Consider the following 16,297-nt stretch of genomic DNA (forward strand, 5'->3'; position numbering starts at 1 on the left):
AGTGCGGGTGTCGCCGTCCCCGGCGCGGCTCGGAAAAACCCTCGTCGAACTGCTGAAGGGCCAGGAGCAGGAGCGTCCGCGCCTGGTCGCAGGCGCTGCCTTCTGACGGCCGTTCAGATCGGCAGAAACGCCTCGTAAGTAAATCTAAAGGGCGGCCGTCATGGTCGCCCTTTTTGCTATGGCGTGGCATATGCCAGTGGGCGTAACCTGCAATCGTGGTCAGCGATTTCCTCGCCGATCGCGTTACAACATCGCTGTTGCCCGCGCGCGGAACATGGGAGCGCCGCAGTTGAGATCGACCATGCGCCTGCCTGTCGGGGAAGATCCGAACGGGGCTCTCGTCCTGGAGCGCTTCGCGCCGGAGCAGACCTACAAGACCAAGGTCTACGCGGCCCTCAAGCAGGCCATCGTCAACATGGACATCTATTCCGGCTCTGAGCCCACCTGGCTCGACGAGCGGCAGCTGTCCGAAAAGCTCGGGGTCAGCCGCACGCCCGTGCGCGAGGCCGTCGCGATGCTCGAGCAGGAGGGCTTCGTGAAGTCGATGCCCCGGCGCGGCATCATGGTGCTGAAAAAGACGCGCCGCGAGGTCATCGAGATGGTCGAGGCCTGGGCCGCGCTCGAGAGCATGGCGGCGCGGCTCGCCTGCGAGAGGGCGTCCGACGACGCAATCGGCAGGCTTCGCCATTTGTTCGAGAATTTCGACGAGGCGCATCCTCCGGCCGACTTCCTGAACGAATATTCGGCCGCCAATGTCGAGTTCCACCAGGCGCTGGTGCAGCTGTCGGGCTCGGGGACGCTGATCGAGATAACCTCGAACATCTTCATGCATGTGCGCGGCATCCGGCAGATCACGATCGGCCGCGACGACCGCGCGACGCGCTCGATGTCGGACCATCTCGCGATCATTGAGGCGGTGGAGCGGCGCGACGTGGACGCGGCCGAGAGACTGTCGCGCGAGCACACGCTTGGTCTTGCGCGCTATGTCGAGGAGCACGGCGACATCTTCGACTGAAGTCGCGCGACCGAACGCGCAATTGCCCCGCGAGGACGCGGTGGCATTCTATATGCCAGGCAGAGGCGTCGTCAGCGCGCCCGCCACGGGAGGGAGACGCGGCCGATGCGGCTTCACGAATTCCAGGCGAAACGACTGCTCGTGGAATACGGGCTGCCGATCCCGCGCGGCGTCGTGGCGCTCACCCCCGACGAGGCCGAGGCGATCGCCCGCGACCTCGGCGCGCAGCGCATCGCCGTCAAGGCGCAGATCCACGCCGGCGAGCGGCTGCAGGCGGGCGGCGTCAGGATCGTCCACGGCCCCTCGATGGCGCGGGCCGCGGCCGCCGACCTGATCGGCCAGAGGCTCGTCACCGCCCAGACCGACGAGGGCGGCGAGACCGTCCGGCGCGTCTATGTCGAGGAGGGCGTGACGGCCGAGCGCTCGCTTCATCTCGCGCTGCTGATCGATCCGGCCTCGGGCGGTCTCGTGGCGGTCGGCAGCGCGGGCGGCGGGGAGGGCGTCGAGGAGCGCGCCCGGCGCGGCGAGCTCAAACAGGAGAAGGTCGCGCTGTCCGTGTCCGGTCCGGCGGACCGGACCGAGGTCGCGGCCTTCCTGCAGAAGATCGGGCTCGACGGCCCCTCGAACGAGGCGGGCGTCGACTTGGTCGAGGGGCTTCGGCGCGCCTTCGTCGAGCTCGACGCCAGCCTCATCGAGATCAACCCGCTCGCCGTGCTGCCATCCGGCGAACTGAAGGCGCTCGACGTCAAGATGCAGGTCGACGACAACGCGCTGTTCCGCCATCCGGACCTCGCGTCACTCCGCGACGAGGACGATGCGAACCGCATCAAGCTCTCGGCCCATCGCGACCAGCTCAATTTCGTCCAGCTCGACGGCGACATCGGCCTCGTGTCGAACGGCGCCGGCCTCGGCCTCGCGACGCTCGACATGGTGAAGGCCGCAGGCGGCCGCCCGGCGAATTTCATGGACGTGCGGACGACTGCGCGCAGCCTCGACATCGCCCACGGCTTCATCCTGCTGCTCGACAATCCGAGCATCAAGACGCTGCTGATCAACGTCCATGGCGGCGGCATGCAGTCCTGCGACACAATCGCCGAGGGGCTCGGCATCGCGCTCAGGCGCTCCGGCCGCAAGGTGCCGATCGTGGTGCGGCTCGCCGGACAGAACGCCGAGCTCGGCCGCTACCGGTTGAAGAGCTTCGGCTGTTCGGTGATCGAGGCGCCGGACATGGGCGCGGCGGCCGAGCGCGCGGTCGCGGTCGCGGCGGGGAGGGCCTGAACAGATGGCGATCCTGCTCGACAAGGACACGAAAGTCCTGAGCCAGGGGATGACTGGCTGGGCCGGCACCCACCACACCGCCGCCATGATGGAGTACGGCTCGACGGTCGTCGGCGGCGTGCGGCCCGGCAAGGGCGGCCGCTCGCACCTCAACCTGCCGATCTTCGACGGCGTCGCGGCCGCGATGTCGGAGACCGGCGCCAACGCCTCCATCGTCTTCGTGCCGCCCGCGACGGCCGCCGCCGCCATGATCGAGGCGATCGAGGCCGAGATGCCGCTGGTCGTCGCCGTGACCGAGCGCGTGCCGGTGCTCGACATGGTGCGGGTCAAGGACGCGCTGAAGGGCTCGCGCACGCGGCTCGTCGGCGCGAACAGCCAGGGCGTGCTCGCGCCCGGCGTCTGCAAGCTTGGCGTGATGGCCACGGGTTCGGAACGTCCGGGCCATGTCGGCATCGTGTCGCGCTCGGCTTCGCTGACGAGCGAGGTGGTGGCCCAGGTCTCGGCCGCCGGCCTCGGCCAGTCCACGACGGTCGGCGTCGGCGGCGATGCGATTCACGGGTTTTCGATGCGCGACTGCGTCGAGCTGTTCCTCGGCGACGACGACACTCACGGGCTCGTGCTGATCGGCGAGATCGGCGGCTATGAGGAGCAGGAGGTCGCCGACTATCTGGCCGAGACCAAGGCCCAGAAGCCGGTCGTCGCGCTGGTGGTGGGCGCCCACGCGCCGCGCGAGCGCCGGATGGGCCACGCCGGCGCGCTGACCTTCGGGGCGGCGGGCGACGCCGCCGCCAAGGTCGCGGCGCTCGAGCGGGCCGGCGTCAGGATCGCGCCGAGCGCCCATCTGGTCGGCCGCACGATCGCCGAGGCCCTCGGCCGGACGCATTAGCGGGCCGTAACGCCCAGGCTTTCCTCATTCGTCCGCGGCCTCCGCGCGCCGCGACGGACCATCCGGACAAGGACACCATTGTCATGAAGATCTGCATTTACGGCGCGGGGGCGATCGGCGGCTACATGGCCGTGATGATGAAGCAGGCGGGAATCGACGTCTCGCTGATCGCCCGCGGCCCTCATCTCGCGGCGATCCGCGAGCGCGGCCTGAAGCTCATCATCAATGGCGAGGAGAAGGTGGCCGAGATGCCGGCCACCAAGGTCGCGGCGGAGCTCGGGCCGCAGGACTTCGTGGTGGTTGGCCTGAAGTCGCACCAGGCCTGGGAGTCGGCCGAGGACATGGCGCCGCTGCTCGGCCCGAACACCGCCGTCGTGACCGCCCAGAACGGCGTGCCGTGGTGGTATTTCTACGGCCTCGAGGGTCCGTACAAGGACCTGCGGCTCCAGACCGTCGATCCCGGCGACCGCCAATGGAAAGCGATCGGGCCCGAGCGCGTCATCGGTTCGACCGTCTATCCGGCCACCGAGATCACCGAGCCCGGCGTCATCAAGCACACCTATGGAGACACGTTCGGCCTCGGCGAGCCGAACCGCCAGAAGACCGACCGGCTGAAGGCTTTCGGCGACGCGCTCGAGGCCGGCGGCCTGAAGGCGCGCTACTATGACGACATCCGCGACGACATCTGGCTGAAGCTCTGGGGCAATCTCTGCTTCAATCCGATCTCTGCCCTGACCCGGGCGACGCTCGACGTCGTGGCGACCGACCCCGGCACGCGCGAGCTCTCGAAAAAGATGATGCTGGAGGCGCAGGCGATCGGCGAGAAACTCGGCGCGACCTTCAAGGTCGACGTCGAGCGCCGCATCAACGGAGCGGCGAAGGTCGGCGCGCACCGCACCTCGATGCTGCAGGATCTCGAGGCCGGCAAGGCGCTGGAGCTCGACGCGCTGCTGTCCTCCGTCCAGGAGATGGGCCGGCTAGTCGGCGTCCAGACGCCTTTCATCGACGCCGTGCTGGCGCTCGCGAAGCAGATGGGGCGGTCGTTCAACGTCTATCCGACCTTCCCGGAAGAGGCCCCGGCCGAATCTGAACGGGTCGCTGCGGCGGGCTGACGGCCGACCGAAAGACGCGCAAGCGCCCCGGCGACATCCGATCGCCGGGGCGCTTCGCATTTGAGGGGTCGGCTCACGAGGTCGTGCGGCTTCTGCACTGGACACATTGCGGCGCCGTCGCTCGCCAAATTCGGTATCGTCGCTAGAACCACAAACGAGCGACGTGTGACCGAGAAGGGAAAGCCATGAATTTCGCCGCCTTGACCGCCTGGGCGCCGCGCGTGCTGAGCGTGCTGCGTATCATGTCCGCGCTGCTCTTCATGCAGCACGGCACCCAGAAGCTGCTCAGCTTTCCGCTGCCCGCGAACCCGTTGTCGACAATGACCACGATCGCCGGCGCGATCGAGCTGATCGGCGGCGCGCTGCTTGCGATCGGACTGTTCAGCCGTCCCGCGGCCTTCATCATGTCCGGTATGGCGGCGGCGGCCTATTTCATCGCCCACGCGCCGCAGGGCTTCTATCCGATCATCAACAAAGGCGAGCTCGCGGCGCTCTATTGCTTCGTATTCCTCTACATCTTCTTCGCGGGACCTGGCCCGTGGAGCGTCGACGCCATGCGCGCGAAGGGCAGGGCGGTCTGAGGCTTCAGACCAGACGAATCGGCCCGTCGAGAGGCGCGAGCCCCGACGGGGCCGGCCGCGCCGCCACGGCCGCTTTCCGTCGGGCGGCGTGGACCGCCTTCGCGAGCCGCCTGAGATTGGGCTTCGGCGCGGCCGCGGCGTCGAACAGATGACGGTCGAGGTCCGCGAGGCCTGACCGGACGCCCGGGTCGGACGTCCAGCCCGCGGCGCGGTCGCCGCGCGCAAGCGCCGTGATCGCGGCGCGGACGCCGGCGGCGTCGCCGCGCCACGCCGCGAGCTTCAGCGCGAGAAGGGCGCGGGGCGGAGGCGACGGCAGCCCGGAACCCGCCCCGGTCCCGACGAGCAGCGCCGCAAGGCCTGCGACGAAGGCGAGGGCTCCCGCGCCGGCGACGATCAGTCCCGATGGCTTGTCCTGGCCAGGCGTCGCCTGCTCGGCGGCCGGTCCGACCGCCGCCCACGCCATCCTCTGGGCCGGGATCATGGTCTCGCGCAGCGTCCGGCTCCTGGTGTCGAACCACGGCACCGGGATCGCCTCGACGATCGCCGGAAAGGCCGTGGTCGGGCGCATGTCCCACCGATAGACCGCCCGCGCGACAGGGCCGGCCTCTGTCACGCGCGTCTCGCGATCGATCGGCCCGCGGAAGCTGATCACGCCGGACGAACGCATCACCGGCGGCGGCGGGAGTTGCTCGGCTGTCACGCCGTCGGCCTCGATGGTGACGGTGCGCCGGATCGTCTCGCCGCGTGCGACATGGTTCGGGTCGGCCGACCAATGGTCGGTGACGCGCACCTCGCTCGACGGCAGCCACCAGCGGTTCGGATCCTTGGGGCCGCCCGGCCCCCGCCACTCCGCGACATTGAGCTTGATGGGCGGCGAGCGCACCTCGACCAACCGGTAGCCGGACCCGTCGACGACGGTCAGCTTGTGCACGAAGCTGCCGATCTCGAGCTCGCCGGTTTTTTCGGGGAACACCGCGAGGGTGCGCTCGAAGCCCCGCGCGGGAAAACCGTCGAACTCGGCGTCGAAGCTCGTGTCGCGCGTGAGGTTGGTCCAGCCGAAATTGACGAGCGAGGGCTGCACCAGATGGGAGATGTTGACCAGCGGCCGGTAGACGCCCCGGATGCGAAGCAGCACGAGCTCGTTCGGAAAGGGATCGGCGCCTTTGGTCTCGGGAACGACCTCGAGGCGGACGTCGTCGAAGATCGACCGCTCCTGCTGCGGCTGGGTCTGCGCCTTGGCCGACAGGAGAGGCATGAGGCAGGCGGTCAGCGCCGCGATCAGGGTTCTGACGCGCATCACCACGGGTCCGTCATGGAAGGCGCCGCGACGCCGCGCTCCGCCCGCCGCTCGCGCTCCGCTTCGAGCTTGAACCGCAGGTAGCGGCCGGGCTCGTCGGACAGCGTCTCGAGCCATTGCGGCGAGGCGAAGACGGTCTGCTGGCTGTAGCTCTTTTTCGGCAACTTCACCAACTGCTCGAAGGATTCCGCGACCTTGGCGCGCTCGCGGCCGGTTCGGCCGCCCCCCTCCGAGGCGCCGACCGACCCGCGCGCCTGACCGCCGCGTTCGTCGACCCTCGACTGCTCCGCGCGGCCTGTGCGCGCCACCTGCGCCCGGCCAGAGCTTTGGGCCTCGCGACCGGAATCGCGATCGCCCGCCATGCCTTCGCCGGTCGAGTTCATGTCGTTCTCGCCGAGATTCTCGGCCCCGGCGCGCTTCTGCTGCGCGGCGTCGGCATTGGCGGCGCCCGACGTCTCGCGCCGGTCGCTGTCGCGCTTCGCCTTCAGCGCCTCGACCAGAGCGAGGTTGTAGCGAGCGTCCTCGTCGTTCGGGTTTTGCTGGAGCGCGGCCTCGAGCGCGCGGATCGCCTCGGGCAGGCGGCCGGCCCTCGCAAGCGCCGTGCCGCCGTTGTATTCCGCGCCCTCGAACGGGGCTCCGCGGAAGGCGGCGGCCGCTTCGGCGAAGCGACCCTGGGCGTAGAGCGTGGCGCCGTCCCAGACCTGACCGTCGAGCAACGGTCCGGCGAGCCTCGGAGCGCCCGCCTCGTAAAGCGCCCGACCGATCCGCTCGGCCGGCGTCGTTACGACAAGCGCGATCACGGCGACGCCGAGCAAAAGGGCTGAGCGCGCCACCGCTCAGCCTCCCCGCCGGAACAGCAGAAGGGCAGGGAAGGCTGCGAGCAAAAGCAGCCAGCGGCCATAGTCGAACCAGACCAGCGAGGCGTACGAGCCCGGGCCGAGCCGTTCGGCCGGCCGCGCCGCCATGCGGTCCTCGACCGGCTTTGGGTCGGAGGCCGCGCCCGAGGCTCCGCCGCCGAGCGAGGCCAGCGCCTCGAGCTCGGGCCGGCCGGCGGTCTTGGGGCCGGGCGGGGCGTCGGTCGGGGTCTTGGGCGTCACGAACAGCGCGTGCAGCGCGTGACCGTTGGCCGCAAGGCCCCGCGCTTCTCCCCGCGTGCCCTCGTCGATCCCGCCGCCGTCGCTGATTAGCACGACATCGCCCGCGACCGCGCCAGCCTCCTTCAGCGTCTGGCGCGCGAGGCCGAGCGCGCGCGTCGGCGCGCTGCCGGCGTCCGGCACGGTCTGGCCGTCGAGCGCGAACAGGGTGGTCTCGAGCCCCTTGCGGTCGGTCGTCGGCGGCGCGACCAGATAGGCGTCGCCCGCGAAGGCGATGACCGCGACCTGCCGCGCGCCGGCGGCCTCGGCGGTCGAGAGCGCCGCGATCTTGGCGTCGCGGAATTCCGGGCTCTCCGCGACCGAGCGAGAGAGGTCGAGCGCGAGGATCACGGTGTCGAGGTTGCGGAACGTCAAGGCGTCGCTGCGTTCGGTCGCGGGTCCCACCAGCGCGAGCGCGATCAGCGCGCAGGCGATCGCCGCGACGAGCGCCCCCCGGCCTCTGCCCGCGACCACGCCGCCGCGCTTCGCCAGGGCGTCGAGCAGATGGGCGTCGACCGCCCGCCGCCAGTCCCCGACGCCGCCCGACTGTTTCACGGCCACGAAGGCGACGGCGACCGCGACCGGCAGGCCGAGCAGCCACCAGGGGCGCAGCAGCGCAAGGCCGAACAGGTCGATCATCGACGTGCCACCGGAGCGCCCTTCTCTCTGCCCCGCGCGCTCAAGTCGGATGTTTCCGACTTGAGCCTTCCTGGCTGGCCAAATCCGCAACAGCGGATTTGGCGCGGGGAGGGTGGACCCGAGCGAAGCGAGGGGCCGGGAGGGGACTTGGGGCGCGGAGCTCGATTCTGCGCGATCCCCACCCGACCCGGCTGCGCCGGGCCACCCTCCCCTTTGCAAGGGGAGGGATATCGGGTGGGCGGCCGGGAGATCTGTGCGCTCATCCCGCTCGCCTCCTGACCAGCGCCGTCGCGGCTGTCGCGAGGAAGGCGAGTGAGGCGGGCCAGGGCCAGAGCTCGCGCCAAATCGGGGCGGGGGGCGCGAGGCCGCGCGTGGGCTCGACCTCGTCGATCGCGGCCATGGCGGCCTTGAGGTCATCGGTGGTCTTGACCCAGAAGGACCGCCCGCCCGCGGTCTCGGCGATGTCCTTCAGCGTCTTGACGTCGACGACGTCCGGGTTGCCGTCGCCCTGGCCAACGTCGCGCGGGCCCATGGCGATGGTGTGCACGCGCACATTCATCTCCCGCGCGAGGGTCGCGACGTCACGCGGCGCCGAAACTCCGGCGTTGTTCACCCCGTCGGACAGCAGCAGCACGACACGGGACTTCGCCTCGGTCGCGGACAGGCGTCTCAGCGCCAGCCCGAGACCGTCGCCGATCGCGGTCGAGCGGCCCACGAGGCCGATGGCGAAGCCGTCGAGCGCGCGCGCCACCGCCTCGACGTCGTAGCTCGGCGGCGAGACCACATAGGTCTGGTCCGCATAGGCGATGAGGCCCACCCGGTCGCCGGCGCGGCCGCGGATGAAGCTCGCGGCGACCGCCTTCATGGCGTCGAGCCGGCGCACCGTCCGGCCGTCGAGCGAGAAGTCGGTGCGCTCCATGGAGCCCGACAGGTCGAGCACGACCATCAGGTCGCGGCCCGTGGTCGGCAATGCCGAGGCCGGCAACACCACGCGGGGGCCCGCCAGCGCGGTGACGAGCGCGATCCAGGCGATCCAGGCGACGATCCGGCGGCCGCCGGTCGCGACCGAGGAGGGATCGGCCGCGCCATGCGAGGCGGCGACCGTACCCGGCACCCTCAGGGCGCCGCCGACCTTGGCGTCCGCCGGCAGCAGCCAAGCCGCCAGAAAAGGCAGGGGCAGCAGCAGAAAGAACAGCGGCGCCGCGAACTGCCACATCGCGCTAGCGCCTCATGCCGCGGATCAGGCCGTCGAGCTCGCGGTCGAGCGCCTCGTCGTTATTGGCGGCCGTCGGCGGCGCGTAGAGCCCGTCGACGAACACCCGGCCGGCGCGCGACCCGAACAGGTCGGTCGAGAACACACGGTCGAGGGTGCGGCCCCATTCGAGACCTACGGCGCGGGCCGCCTCGTCGCCCTCGACGGTGCGCACGACGCGCCGCAGCAGCGCCGCCTGCGCGGCGCGGCGCTCGGCGGAGGGCAGGGCCTTCGCCTGCTCGAGCGCCTCGAGCGCGGAGGCGCGGAGCGAGCGTTTCGGTCGGAAGAACGCGCGCAGCAGCAGCGACGCCAGCACTGCGAGCGCAAGGCCCGCAGCGACCGCGAAGCCGACGTCGGACCAGAGCGACGGCGTTTCGGGCGGGAGTCGCAGCGCCCTCAGCCCGGCGAGCGGATCATCGGGCGGCATCGATGCGCTCCAGCATCGGCGCGACGCGTTCCGGTCCCGCGGCCGCCTCAATCGGAATCACCGGGACGCCGAGGGCGGAGAGCCTCGCCTCGCGTTCGTCAGCGCGGGTCTCGCGCCGGCGGCCAGAAAGCCAGCCTGACCGGCCGTCGCGGGTCGCGAAGGCGTAGGCGCCGCGCGGCGCGTCGCGCTCGAAGGCGTCGGCGACCAGCAGGACAGTGACCGAGACCCGCGAGACGGCGGCCCGGATCACCTCGTCGAAGCGGTCGCCGGGTCGGTCGAGGCCGCTCGCCAGGATCAGGTGGCCACCGCGCGGCAGCGCGCCGACCGCGGTCTCCAGCGCGTCGCAGAGCGCCGGGTCCTCGCGGTCGGCCACGCCGAGCGCGTCGGCGTGGGCGCGCGACATGACCCCGACCACGCCGCTCATCGCCCGCTCGCCGCCCTTGGGCCGGACGAAGGCCGGTTCCGCGGCGCCGATCGCGATCAGGCCGATGCGCCCGCCTTCGGCGACCGCCCGCCAGCCGACCATCGCGAGCGCTTCCGCAGCCGCGACCGAGCGAAAGGCGCGACGCGTACCGAACAGCATGGACGGCCGAAAGTCCGCGACCAGCAGCACGGCGCGCTCGCGCTCGTCGCGGAAGGTGCGGGTGTGCAGCACGCCGGTGCGGGCCGTCGAGTTCCGGTCGATATGGCGGATGTCATCGCCGTCGATCCAGATCCGGACGTCGTCGATCTCGCTGCCGCGGCCGCGCCGGCGGGTGACGATGCCGCCCGGCCGCGCCGCGAGCCGCCGCGCGGACGTCGCCGGGGCGCGTCCGGTCAGGTGCCGGAGGCCCATCAGCGCCTGCGCGTCGAGGTCGACGCCGGGGACAGCAGCCGCTTCCATCCCCGCTTCAAGCTCTCGCTGGACGATCGTGTCGCATGGCCGCTCAGACGCCCTCGACGATCGTGAAACTGCAGCCTTTCTTCGCGCTCATGCCCGTCCCATCCGGCTCACACCGGCCTCACGGCGTCGAGCAGCGGACCGACAAGGTCGCGCGCCGTGCGACCGTCGGCGGCGGCCCGCCACGTCAGCACGAGGCGGTGCGCCAGCGCGTCGGCCGCGAGATCCGCGACGTCGTCGGGCGTGACGTGGTCGCGGCCGTGGAGATAGGCGCGCGCCTTCGAGGCGGCGGCGAGCGACAGCGTGCCACGCGGCGAGACCGGATATTCGATCGCGCGCCGCACGTCCGGCACGGTGTCGGGGTCGCGCGTCGCCGACACGATCCGCACGATGTAGTCCTTGAGCGCCGGCGCGAGATGGACGTCGGCGACGTCGCGGCGCGCGCGCCTGACCTCGTCGCCGGAGAGCCGGAGCGGCATCGCCTCCTCGTGGCCCGTGGCCTCGCGTTCGACGAGGTCGAGGATCCGGCGCTCGGACGCCTGGTCGGGCAGCCCCACCACGACATGCAGCAGGAAGCGGTCGAGCTGCGCCTCGGGCAGCGGGAAGGTGCCCTCGTGCTCGATCGGGTTCTGGGTCGCCACCACCATGAAGGGGTCCGGCAGAGGATAGGTGTTGGAGCCCGCCGTCACCTGCCGCTCCGCCATCGCCTCGAGCAGCGCGGACTGCACCTTGGGCGGCGCGCGGTTGATCTCGTCGACCAGCACCAGCGAGTGGAAGATCGGTCCGGACAGGAACTCGAAGCGCCCCTGGTCGGGCCGCCACACGGTCGTGCCGGTGAGGTCCGCGGGCATCAGGTCGGGGGTGCACTGGATGCGGGCGAAGGAGGCGTCGAGGCCCGCCGACAGCCGCTTCACGGCGCGCGTCTTCGCAAGTCCCGGCGCGCCCTCGACCAGCACATGGCCGCCGGTCAGCAGCCCGATCAGCAGCCGCTCCACGAGCCCCGAGGCGCCGATGAGGCCGTTTTCGAGTCCCGTCCGGAGCGTCCCGAGCCGATCGCGCAGCGACGCGTCCGCGGTCTGGCGGGCCGCGGCCGGCGCCTTGTCCTGCACGTTCATGAATGCGCCGCCGCCAAGCGGAAACGCCACTCTTGGGCGCCGATCGACGCCCATCCCACTGCGGCGACTGCCATGTTTCCTCCGACGTCCTCGTCGCGCCAGCCTTCTTGGGGGCTTTGTAAGAGATCACGCCTTTCTGCGTCGATCCGTCAATCCCGCACGACCGCTTCGCGGCGGATGCGAAACGCCGCACGCCCGGCGACGGCTCCGCGGCTCGACAGTCCGGGAGTCGAGCATATCTGCTCCGTGCCGGACGAACATGGGCGATTTGCCCGAAGGCGCGGGGTCCTCAGCATGCAGATCGGTGTCATCGGCCTCGGCCGAATGGGCGGCAACATCGCGCGGCGGCTGATGGACGCCGGCCACGACTGCGTGGTGCACGACGTCGACAAGGCTGCGACCGAGCGGCTCGCCGGCGAGGGCGCCACGGCCGCAGGATCGGTCGCGGAGTTGGTCGCGTCGCTGACGGCCCCGCGGGCGGTGTGGGTGATGCTGCCCGAGGGCGAGATCACCGCGAAGGCCGTCGCCGCGCTCACCGAGGCGATGTCGCCGGACGACGTCGTGATCGACGGCGGGAACTCCTTCTACAAGGACGACATCCGCCGCGCCGGCGAACTGAAGGCCAAGGGCCTGCATTATGTCGACGTCGGCACGTCCGGCGGCGTCTGGGGCCGCGAGCGCGGCTATTGCCTGATGATCGGCGGGGAAACGACGGTCGTCGAGCGGCTCGACCCGATCTTCAAGACGCTTGCGCCGGGGGCCGGAGAAATCCCGCCGACGCCCGGCCGCGAGGCAAGGGACCCGCGGGTGACGCAGGGCTATATGCATTGTGGGCCAGCAGGTTCCGGGCATTTCGTGAAGATGGTCCACAACGGCATCGAGTACGGCCTGATGCAGGCCTATGCCGAGGGTTTCGACATCCTCCGCAACAAGTCTTCGAAGGATCTGCCGGAGGATCGCCGCTACGAGATCGACGTGGCCGACGTCGCCGAAGTCTGGCGGCGCGGCAGCGTGGTGTCGTCCTGGCTGCTCGACCTGACCGCCAACGCGCTTGCGGCGGACCCCGCGCTCGACGGCTTCGAGGGGCGTGTCGCCGATTCCGGCGAGGGACGCTGGACCATCGAGGCCGCGATCGAGGAGGCGGCGCCGACACCGGTGCTCGCCGCTGCGCTGTTCGCCCGCTTCCGCTCGCGTCAGGACCAGTCCTTCGCCGACCGCATGCTCTCCGCCATGCGCTTCCAGTTCGGCGGCCACGCCGAGGCGCCGAAGGGCGTGGGCGAGATCAAGAAGGCGAGAACGTGAGCGAAGGGACAGGTCGCGCGCGAAAGCGCGACCGTCCGACCGATAAAGCTCGTCATCCTCCGGCTTGTCCGGAGGATCCATGGCTGACGTCGAGCTCCACGTCGAAGATGGGTCCTTCGGACAAGCCGGAGGACGACGGCGTGTCTTATGTCCGAGGGGCGATCTTCGTAGCCGTTGCTCGAACGCTGTCCGCGTTCACTCAGCCGCCTGCAGCTCCGCCTCGCGGCGCTTCCGCCGCCGCAGCTTATCCAGCAGCAGGTAGATGGCGGGCGTCGTGTAGAGCGTCAGCGCCTGGCTGACGACGAGCCCGCCCACGATCGCAATCCCGAGCGGGCGACGGAGCTCCGAGCCCGGACCCTCCCCGAAGGCGAGCGGCAGCGCGCCGAGCAGCGCCGCGAAGGTCGTCATCAGGATCGGGCGGAAGCGCACCCGCGCCGCCTCGACGATGGCCTCGCGGGGAGACAGGCCCTGCGCCCGCTCGGCCTCGAGCGCGAAGTCCACCAGGATGATGCCGTTCTTCTTCACGAGGCCGATCAGCAGGATGATGCCGATCATCGCGATCACGGTCAGTTCGTCGCCGACGGCGTTGAGCGCGAGCAGCGCGCCGAGGCCGGCGGGCGGCAGCGTCGACAGGATGGTCAGCGGGTGGACGTAGCTCTCATAGAGCACTCCGAGCACGAGATAGATCACCAGCAGCGCGCCGAGGATCATCATCGGCTGGCTGCCGACCGCCCGGGTCAACGCCGCCGCGTCGCCGGCGAACTCGGCCTCGACGCCGTCGGGAAGCCGCATCTCGGCGACCGCGCGGGCGACGAGGGCCGCGGCCTCGCCGGCCGAGGAGTCGGCGGCAACGTTGTAAGTGATGGTGATCGACGGGTACTGACCCTGGTGGTTGACGACCAGCGGCGCCACCTGCCGCGTCATGGTCGCGACCGAGGACAGCGGGATCTGCGCGCCGTCATTCGCCGGGATGTGCAGATTGATGACGTCGACGCTGTCGCGGGCGGTCTTCGGGTCGGCCTCGATCACCACGCGATACTGGTTGCGGCGGCCGTAGATCACCGAGATCTGGCGCTGCGAGAACGCGGTGTTGAGCGCGGCGTCGATGTCCTCGATCGATACGCCGAGCCTCGCCGCCGCCTCCCGGTCGATGTCGATCAGCAGGTCGATGCCGTTGGCCTCCCGGTCGGTAGCGACGTCGCGCAGCGACGGGATCGCGCGGAGGCGCTCGACGACCCGCGGCGCAGCCTCCTGCAGCCGGTCGAGGTCGCGCGACCAGAGCGTGAACTGGTATTGCGAGCGCCCCTCGCGCGCGCCGGCGCGGATCTCCTGCTGGGGGTTGAGGAACACCCGCAGCCCCGCGATCTCGTTCAGCGGCTTGCGCAGGCGCTCGACCACGACCTGCGCGGACGGCCGCTCGCCGGGCGGCTTCAGCGCGATCTGGATGCGGCCCTGGTTCGAGACGCCGCGCCCGCCGCCGAGCGACGGCGCGACCGACTCCACCGCCGGATCGGCCGCGATGATGTCGGCGGCCCGCTTCATCAGCGCCGACATCTGCTCGAAGGAGGCGTCGGGCGACCCTTGCGTGAAGGCGTTGACGAGGCCGACGTCGTCGCGCGGGAAGAAGCCTTTCGGCGTGTCGATATAGAGCTTCACCGTGAGCGCGGCCGCCGCGAGCATGACCAGCGCCATCAGCCAGGGGACGCGCATGGCGAGGCCGAGCGACCGGGCGTAGGCGTCGGCGACGCGGTCCACGACGCCGCGCCGCTTCTCCTTACTTTCCGGCTTCAGAAACTGGCCGCAGATCATTGGCGTCACGGTCAAAGACACGACCGTCGAGACCAGGATGGCGAACACCAGCGTCATCGAGAACTCGTAGAACAGCCGGCCCGCGAGCCCGCCCATGAAGAGCAGCGGGATGAAGGCCGCGATCAGCGACAGCGAGATCGCCACCACCGTGAAGGCGATCTCCTTGGCGCCGGCGAGCGCGGCCTCCTTCGGGCCCATGCCTTTCTCGAGATTGCGGTAGGCGTTCTCGATCATGACGATGGCGTCGTCGACCACGAAGCCGACCGCGACCGCGAGCGCCATCAGCGACAGGTTGTCGACCGAGAAGCCGAACGCCCACATCCCCGCAAAGGAGCCGGCGAGCGCGAGCGGCACCGTGACGCCGGCCGCGAAGGTCGGGGCGAGCCGCTTGAGAAAAGCCAGCACGACCAGCATCACCAGCGCGATCGAGATCGCGAGAGTAAGCTGCATGTCGTGGACGCTCGCGCGGATCGTGGTGGTGCGGTCGGCAAGGATCGTCACGTCGATGCCGGCCGGGATCCAGCGTGAAATCTCGGGCAGCAGCGCCTTCACGCCGTCGACGGTCTCGAGCACGTTCGCGGCGGGCTGCTTGGTGACGTTGACCAGCACCGCGGGCTTGCCGTTGAACCACCCGGCGGTGCGCGAGTTTCGGGAGCCGGCCGAGATGTCGGCGACGTCGCCGAGCCTGACCGTGACGCCGCTCTGCACCCGCACCACGACGTCCCGGTAGGCGTCCGGATCGGAGCCGAGCTCGCCGTCTAGCGCGATCGCGAGGTTGCGCGCGTCGCCGCCGATCGAGCCAACGGGCGCGAGCACATTGGCGTTGACGATCGCCTGGCGCACGTCGTCGAGCCCGAGCCCCATGGCGGCGAGCCGGTCGGTGTCGAGCGCGACCCGCACCGCCGGCTGCTCGGCGCCCTGCACATTGACCTCGCCGACGCCCTTCACCTGCGACAGGCGCTGCACGAGCACGCTGTCGGCGGCGTCATAGATCGCGGTCTTGGGCAGCGTGTCGGAGGTCAGCGCGAGGACCAGAACCGGGAAGGCCGCCGGGTTGATCTTGCGGAAGGTCGGCAGGTTCGGGATGTCGGAAGGCAGGTCGGCCTGGGCCTGGTTCAGCGCCGCCTGAACGTCGCGCGCGGCGTCGTCGATGTTGCGGTCGAGATCGAACTGGATCGCGATCCGGGTCGAGCCGAGCGACGACGCGGAGGTGAGCTCCGTCACCCCCGAGATCGCGCCGAGCGCGCGCTCGAGCGGCGCCGCGACCGTCGAGGCCATGACGTCGGGGGCCGCGCCGGGCCGCGAGGCGGAGACGAAAATCGCCGGGAACTCGACATTCGGCATCGAGGCGACGGGCAGGCGCAGATAGGCCGCGAAGCCGACCAGCACGAGGCCGATCGCGAGCAGCGTGGCGCCGACCGGACGATTGATGAACGGGGCGGAGAGCGACATCAGCGGCGCTTCTTCCCTTCTCCCCTTGAGGGAGAAGGTGGCCGCCGCGAAGCGGCGGTCGGATGAGGGGTGACGGCTGCGCGGTTTCCGGAGAGCGCGCCGCCGGCACCCCTCACCCT

At 70.7% G+C, this 16,297-nt stretch carries 14 protein-coding genes; 6 read left to right on the forward strand and 8 right to left on the reverse strand.

What is annotated here, in order from left to right:
• Nucleotides 1-301 precede the first annotated feature (301 nt).
• The 5 genes from EK403_RS20785 to EK403_RS20805 all read left to right on the forward strand — a co-directional run bounded on the left by EK403_RS20785 (nucleotide 302) and on the right by EK403_RS20805 (nucleotide 4,872).
• Nucleotides 302-1,015 carry a GntR family transcriptional regulator gene (locus EK403_RS20785; RefSeq protein ID WP_128779371.1) on the forward strand — a complete coding sequence of 238 codons (714 nt, stop codon included), beginning with the start codon at nucleotides 302-304 and terminating at the stop codon, nucleotides 1,013-1,015.
• A 105-nt stretch (nucleotides 1,016-1,120) separates the two neighbouring features.
• The gene (sucC, locus tag EK403_RS20790; RefSeq protein WP_128779372.1) at nucleotides 1,121-2,293 is read left to right on the forward strand and encodes an ADP-forming succinate--CoA ligase subunit beta; all 1,173 of its coding nucleotides are present in this window, start codon (nucleotides 1,121-1,123) and stop codon (nucleotides 2,291-2,293) included.
• A gap of 4 nt (nucleotides 2,294-2,297) precedes the next feature.
• A complete protein-coding gene (gene sucD / locus EK403_RS20795) occupies nucleotides 2,298-3,179 on the forward strand; it encodes a succinate--CoA ligase subunit alpha (RefSeq protein WP_128779373.1) in 882 nt (293 codons plus the stop codon).
• An 83-nt stretch (nucleotides 3,180-3,262) separates the two neighbouring features.
• A complete protein-coding gene (locus EK403_RS20800; RefSeq protein ID WP_128779374.1) occupies nucleotides 3,263-4,291 on the forward strand; it encodes a 2-dehydropantoate 2-reductase in 1,029 nt (342 codons plus the stop codon).
• 185 nt (nucleotides 4,292-4,476) lie between these two features.
• Nucleotides 4,477-4,872 carry a DoxX family protein gene (locus EK403_RS20805; RefSeq protein WP_128779375.1) on the forward strand — a complete coding sequence of 132 codons (396 nt, stop codon included), beginning with the start codon at nucleotides 4,477-4,479 and terminating at the stop codon, nucleotides 4,870-4,872.
• A 4-nt stretch (nucleotides 4,873-4,876) separates the two neighbouring features.
• Here EK403_RS20805 and EK403_RS20810 read toward each other — a convergent pair whose 3' ends face one another.
• From EK403_RS20810 to EK403_RS20840, 7 genes are all read right to left on the reverse strand, one after another.
• Nucleotides 4,877-6,169 (reverse strand): BatD family protein, encoded by a 1,293-nt coding sequence (locus EK403_RS20810; protein ID WP_245479835.1) that lies wholly within the window; start codon nucleotides 6,167-6,169, stop codon nucleotides 4,877-4,879.
• The gene (locus EK403_RS20815) at nucleotides 6,169-7,002 is read right to left on the reverse strand and encodes a tetratricopeptide repeat protein (RefSeq protein WP_128779376.1); all 834 of its coding nucleotides are present in this window, start codon (nucleotides 7,000-7,002) and stop codon (nucleotides 6,169-6,171) included. Before EK403_RS20815 ends, EK403_RS20810 begins: the two co-directional genes overlap by 1 nt.
• Nucleotides 7,003-7,005: 3 nt before the next feature.
• Nucleotides 7,006-7,941 (reverse strand): vWA domain-containing protein, encoded by a 936-nt coding sequence (locus tag EK403_RS20820; protein WP_128779377.1) that lies wholly within the window; start codon nucleotides 7,939-7,941, stop codon nucleotides 7,006-7,008.
• Nucleotides 7,942-8,200: 259 nt separating this feature from the next.
• The gene (locus tag EK403_RS20825) at nucleotides 8,201-9,157 is read right to left on the reverse strand and encodes a VWA domain-containing protein (RefSeq protein ID WP_128779378.1); all 957 of its coding nucleotides are present in this window, start codon (nucleotides 9,155-9,157) and stop codon (nucleotides 8,201-8,203) included.
• Between the two features lie 4 nt (nucleotides 9,158-9,161).
• The gene (locus EK403_RS20830; RefSeq protein ID WP_128779379.1) at nucleotides 9,162-9,620 is read right to left on the reverse strand and encodes a DUF4381 family protein; all 459 of its coding nucleotides are present in this window, start codon (nucleotides 9,618-9,620) and stop codon (nucleotides 9,162-9,164) included.
• Entirely contained in the window at nucleotides 9,607-10,503 is an 897-nt protein-coding gene (locus EK403_RS20835) for a DUF58 domain-containing protein (RefSeq protein ID WP_128779380.1), read from the reverse strand. The genes EK403_RS20830 and EK403_RS20835 overlap by 14 nt, the downstream gene beginning before the upstream one ends.
• Nucleotides 10,504-10,610: 107 nt before the next feature.
• The gene (locus EK403_RS20840; protein WP_128779398.1) at nucleotides 10,611-11,615 is read right to left on the reverse strand and encodes an AAA family ATPase; all 1,005 of its coding nucleotides are present in this window, start codon (nucleotides 11,613-11,615) and stop codon (nucleotides 10,611-10,613) included.
• A 294-nt stretch (nucleotides 11,616-11,909) separates the two neighbouring features.
• Here EK403_RS20840 and gnd point away from each other — a divergent pair, with 294 nt between their 5' ends.
• A complete protein-coding gene (gene gnd, locus EK403_RS20845) occupies nucleotides 11,910-12,917 on the forward strand; it encodes a phosphogluconate dehydrogenase (NAD(+)-dependent, decarboxylating) (RefSeq protein WP_128779381.1) in 1,008 nt (335 codons plus the stop codon).
• 195 nt (nucleotides 12,918-13,112) lie between these two features.
• On the opposite strand, the gene EK403_RS20850 is transcribed toward gnd, so the two are convergent.
• Nucleotides 13,113-16,178 (reverse strand): efflux RND transporter permease subunit, encoded by a 3,066-nt coding sequence (locus tag EK403_RS20850; RefSeq protein WP_128779382.1) that lies wholly within the window; start codon nucleotides 16,176-16,178, stop codon nucleotides 13,113-13,115.
• Between the last annotated feature and the right edge of the window lie 119 nt (nucleotides 16,179-16,297).

Origin of the sequence: Hansschlegelia zhihuaiae, assembly GCF_004103825.1 — a bacterium.
GTDB lineage: Bacteria > Pseudomonadota > Alphaproteobacteria > Rhizobiales > Methylopilaceae > Methylopila > Methylopila zhihuaiae.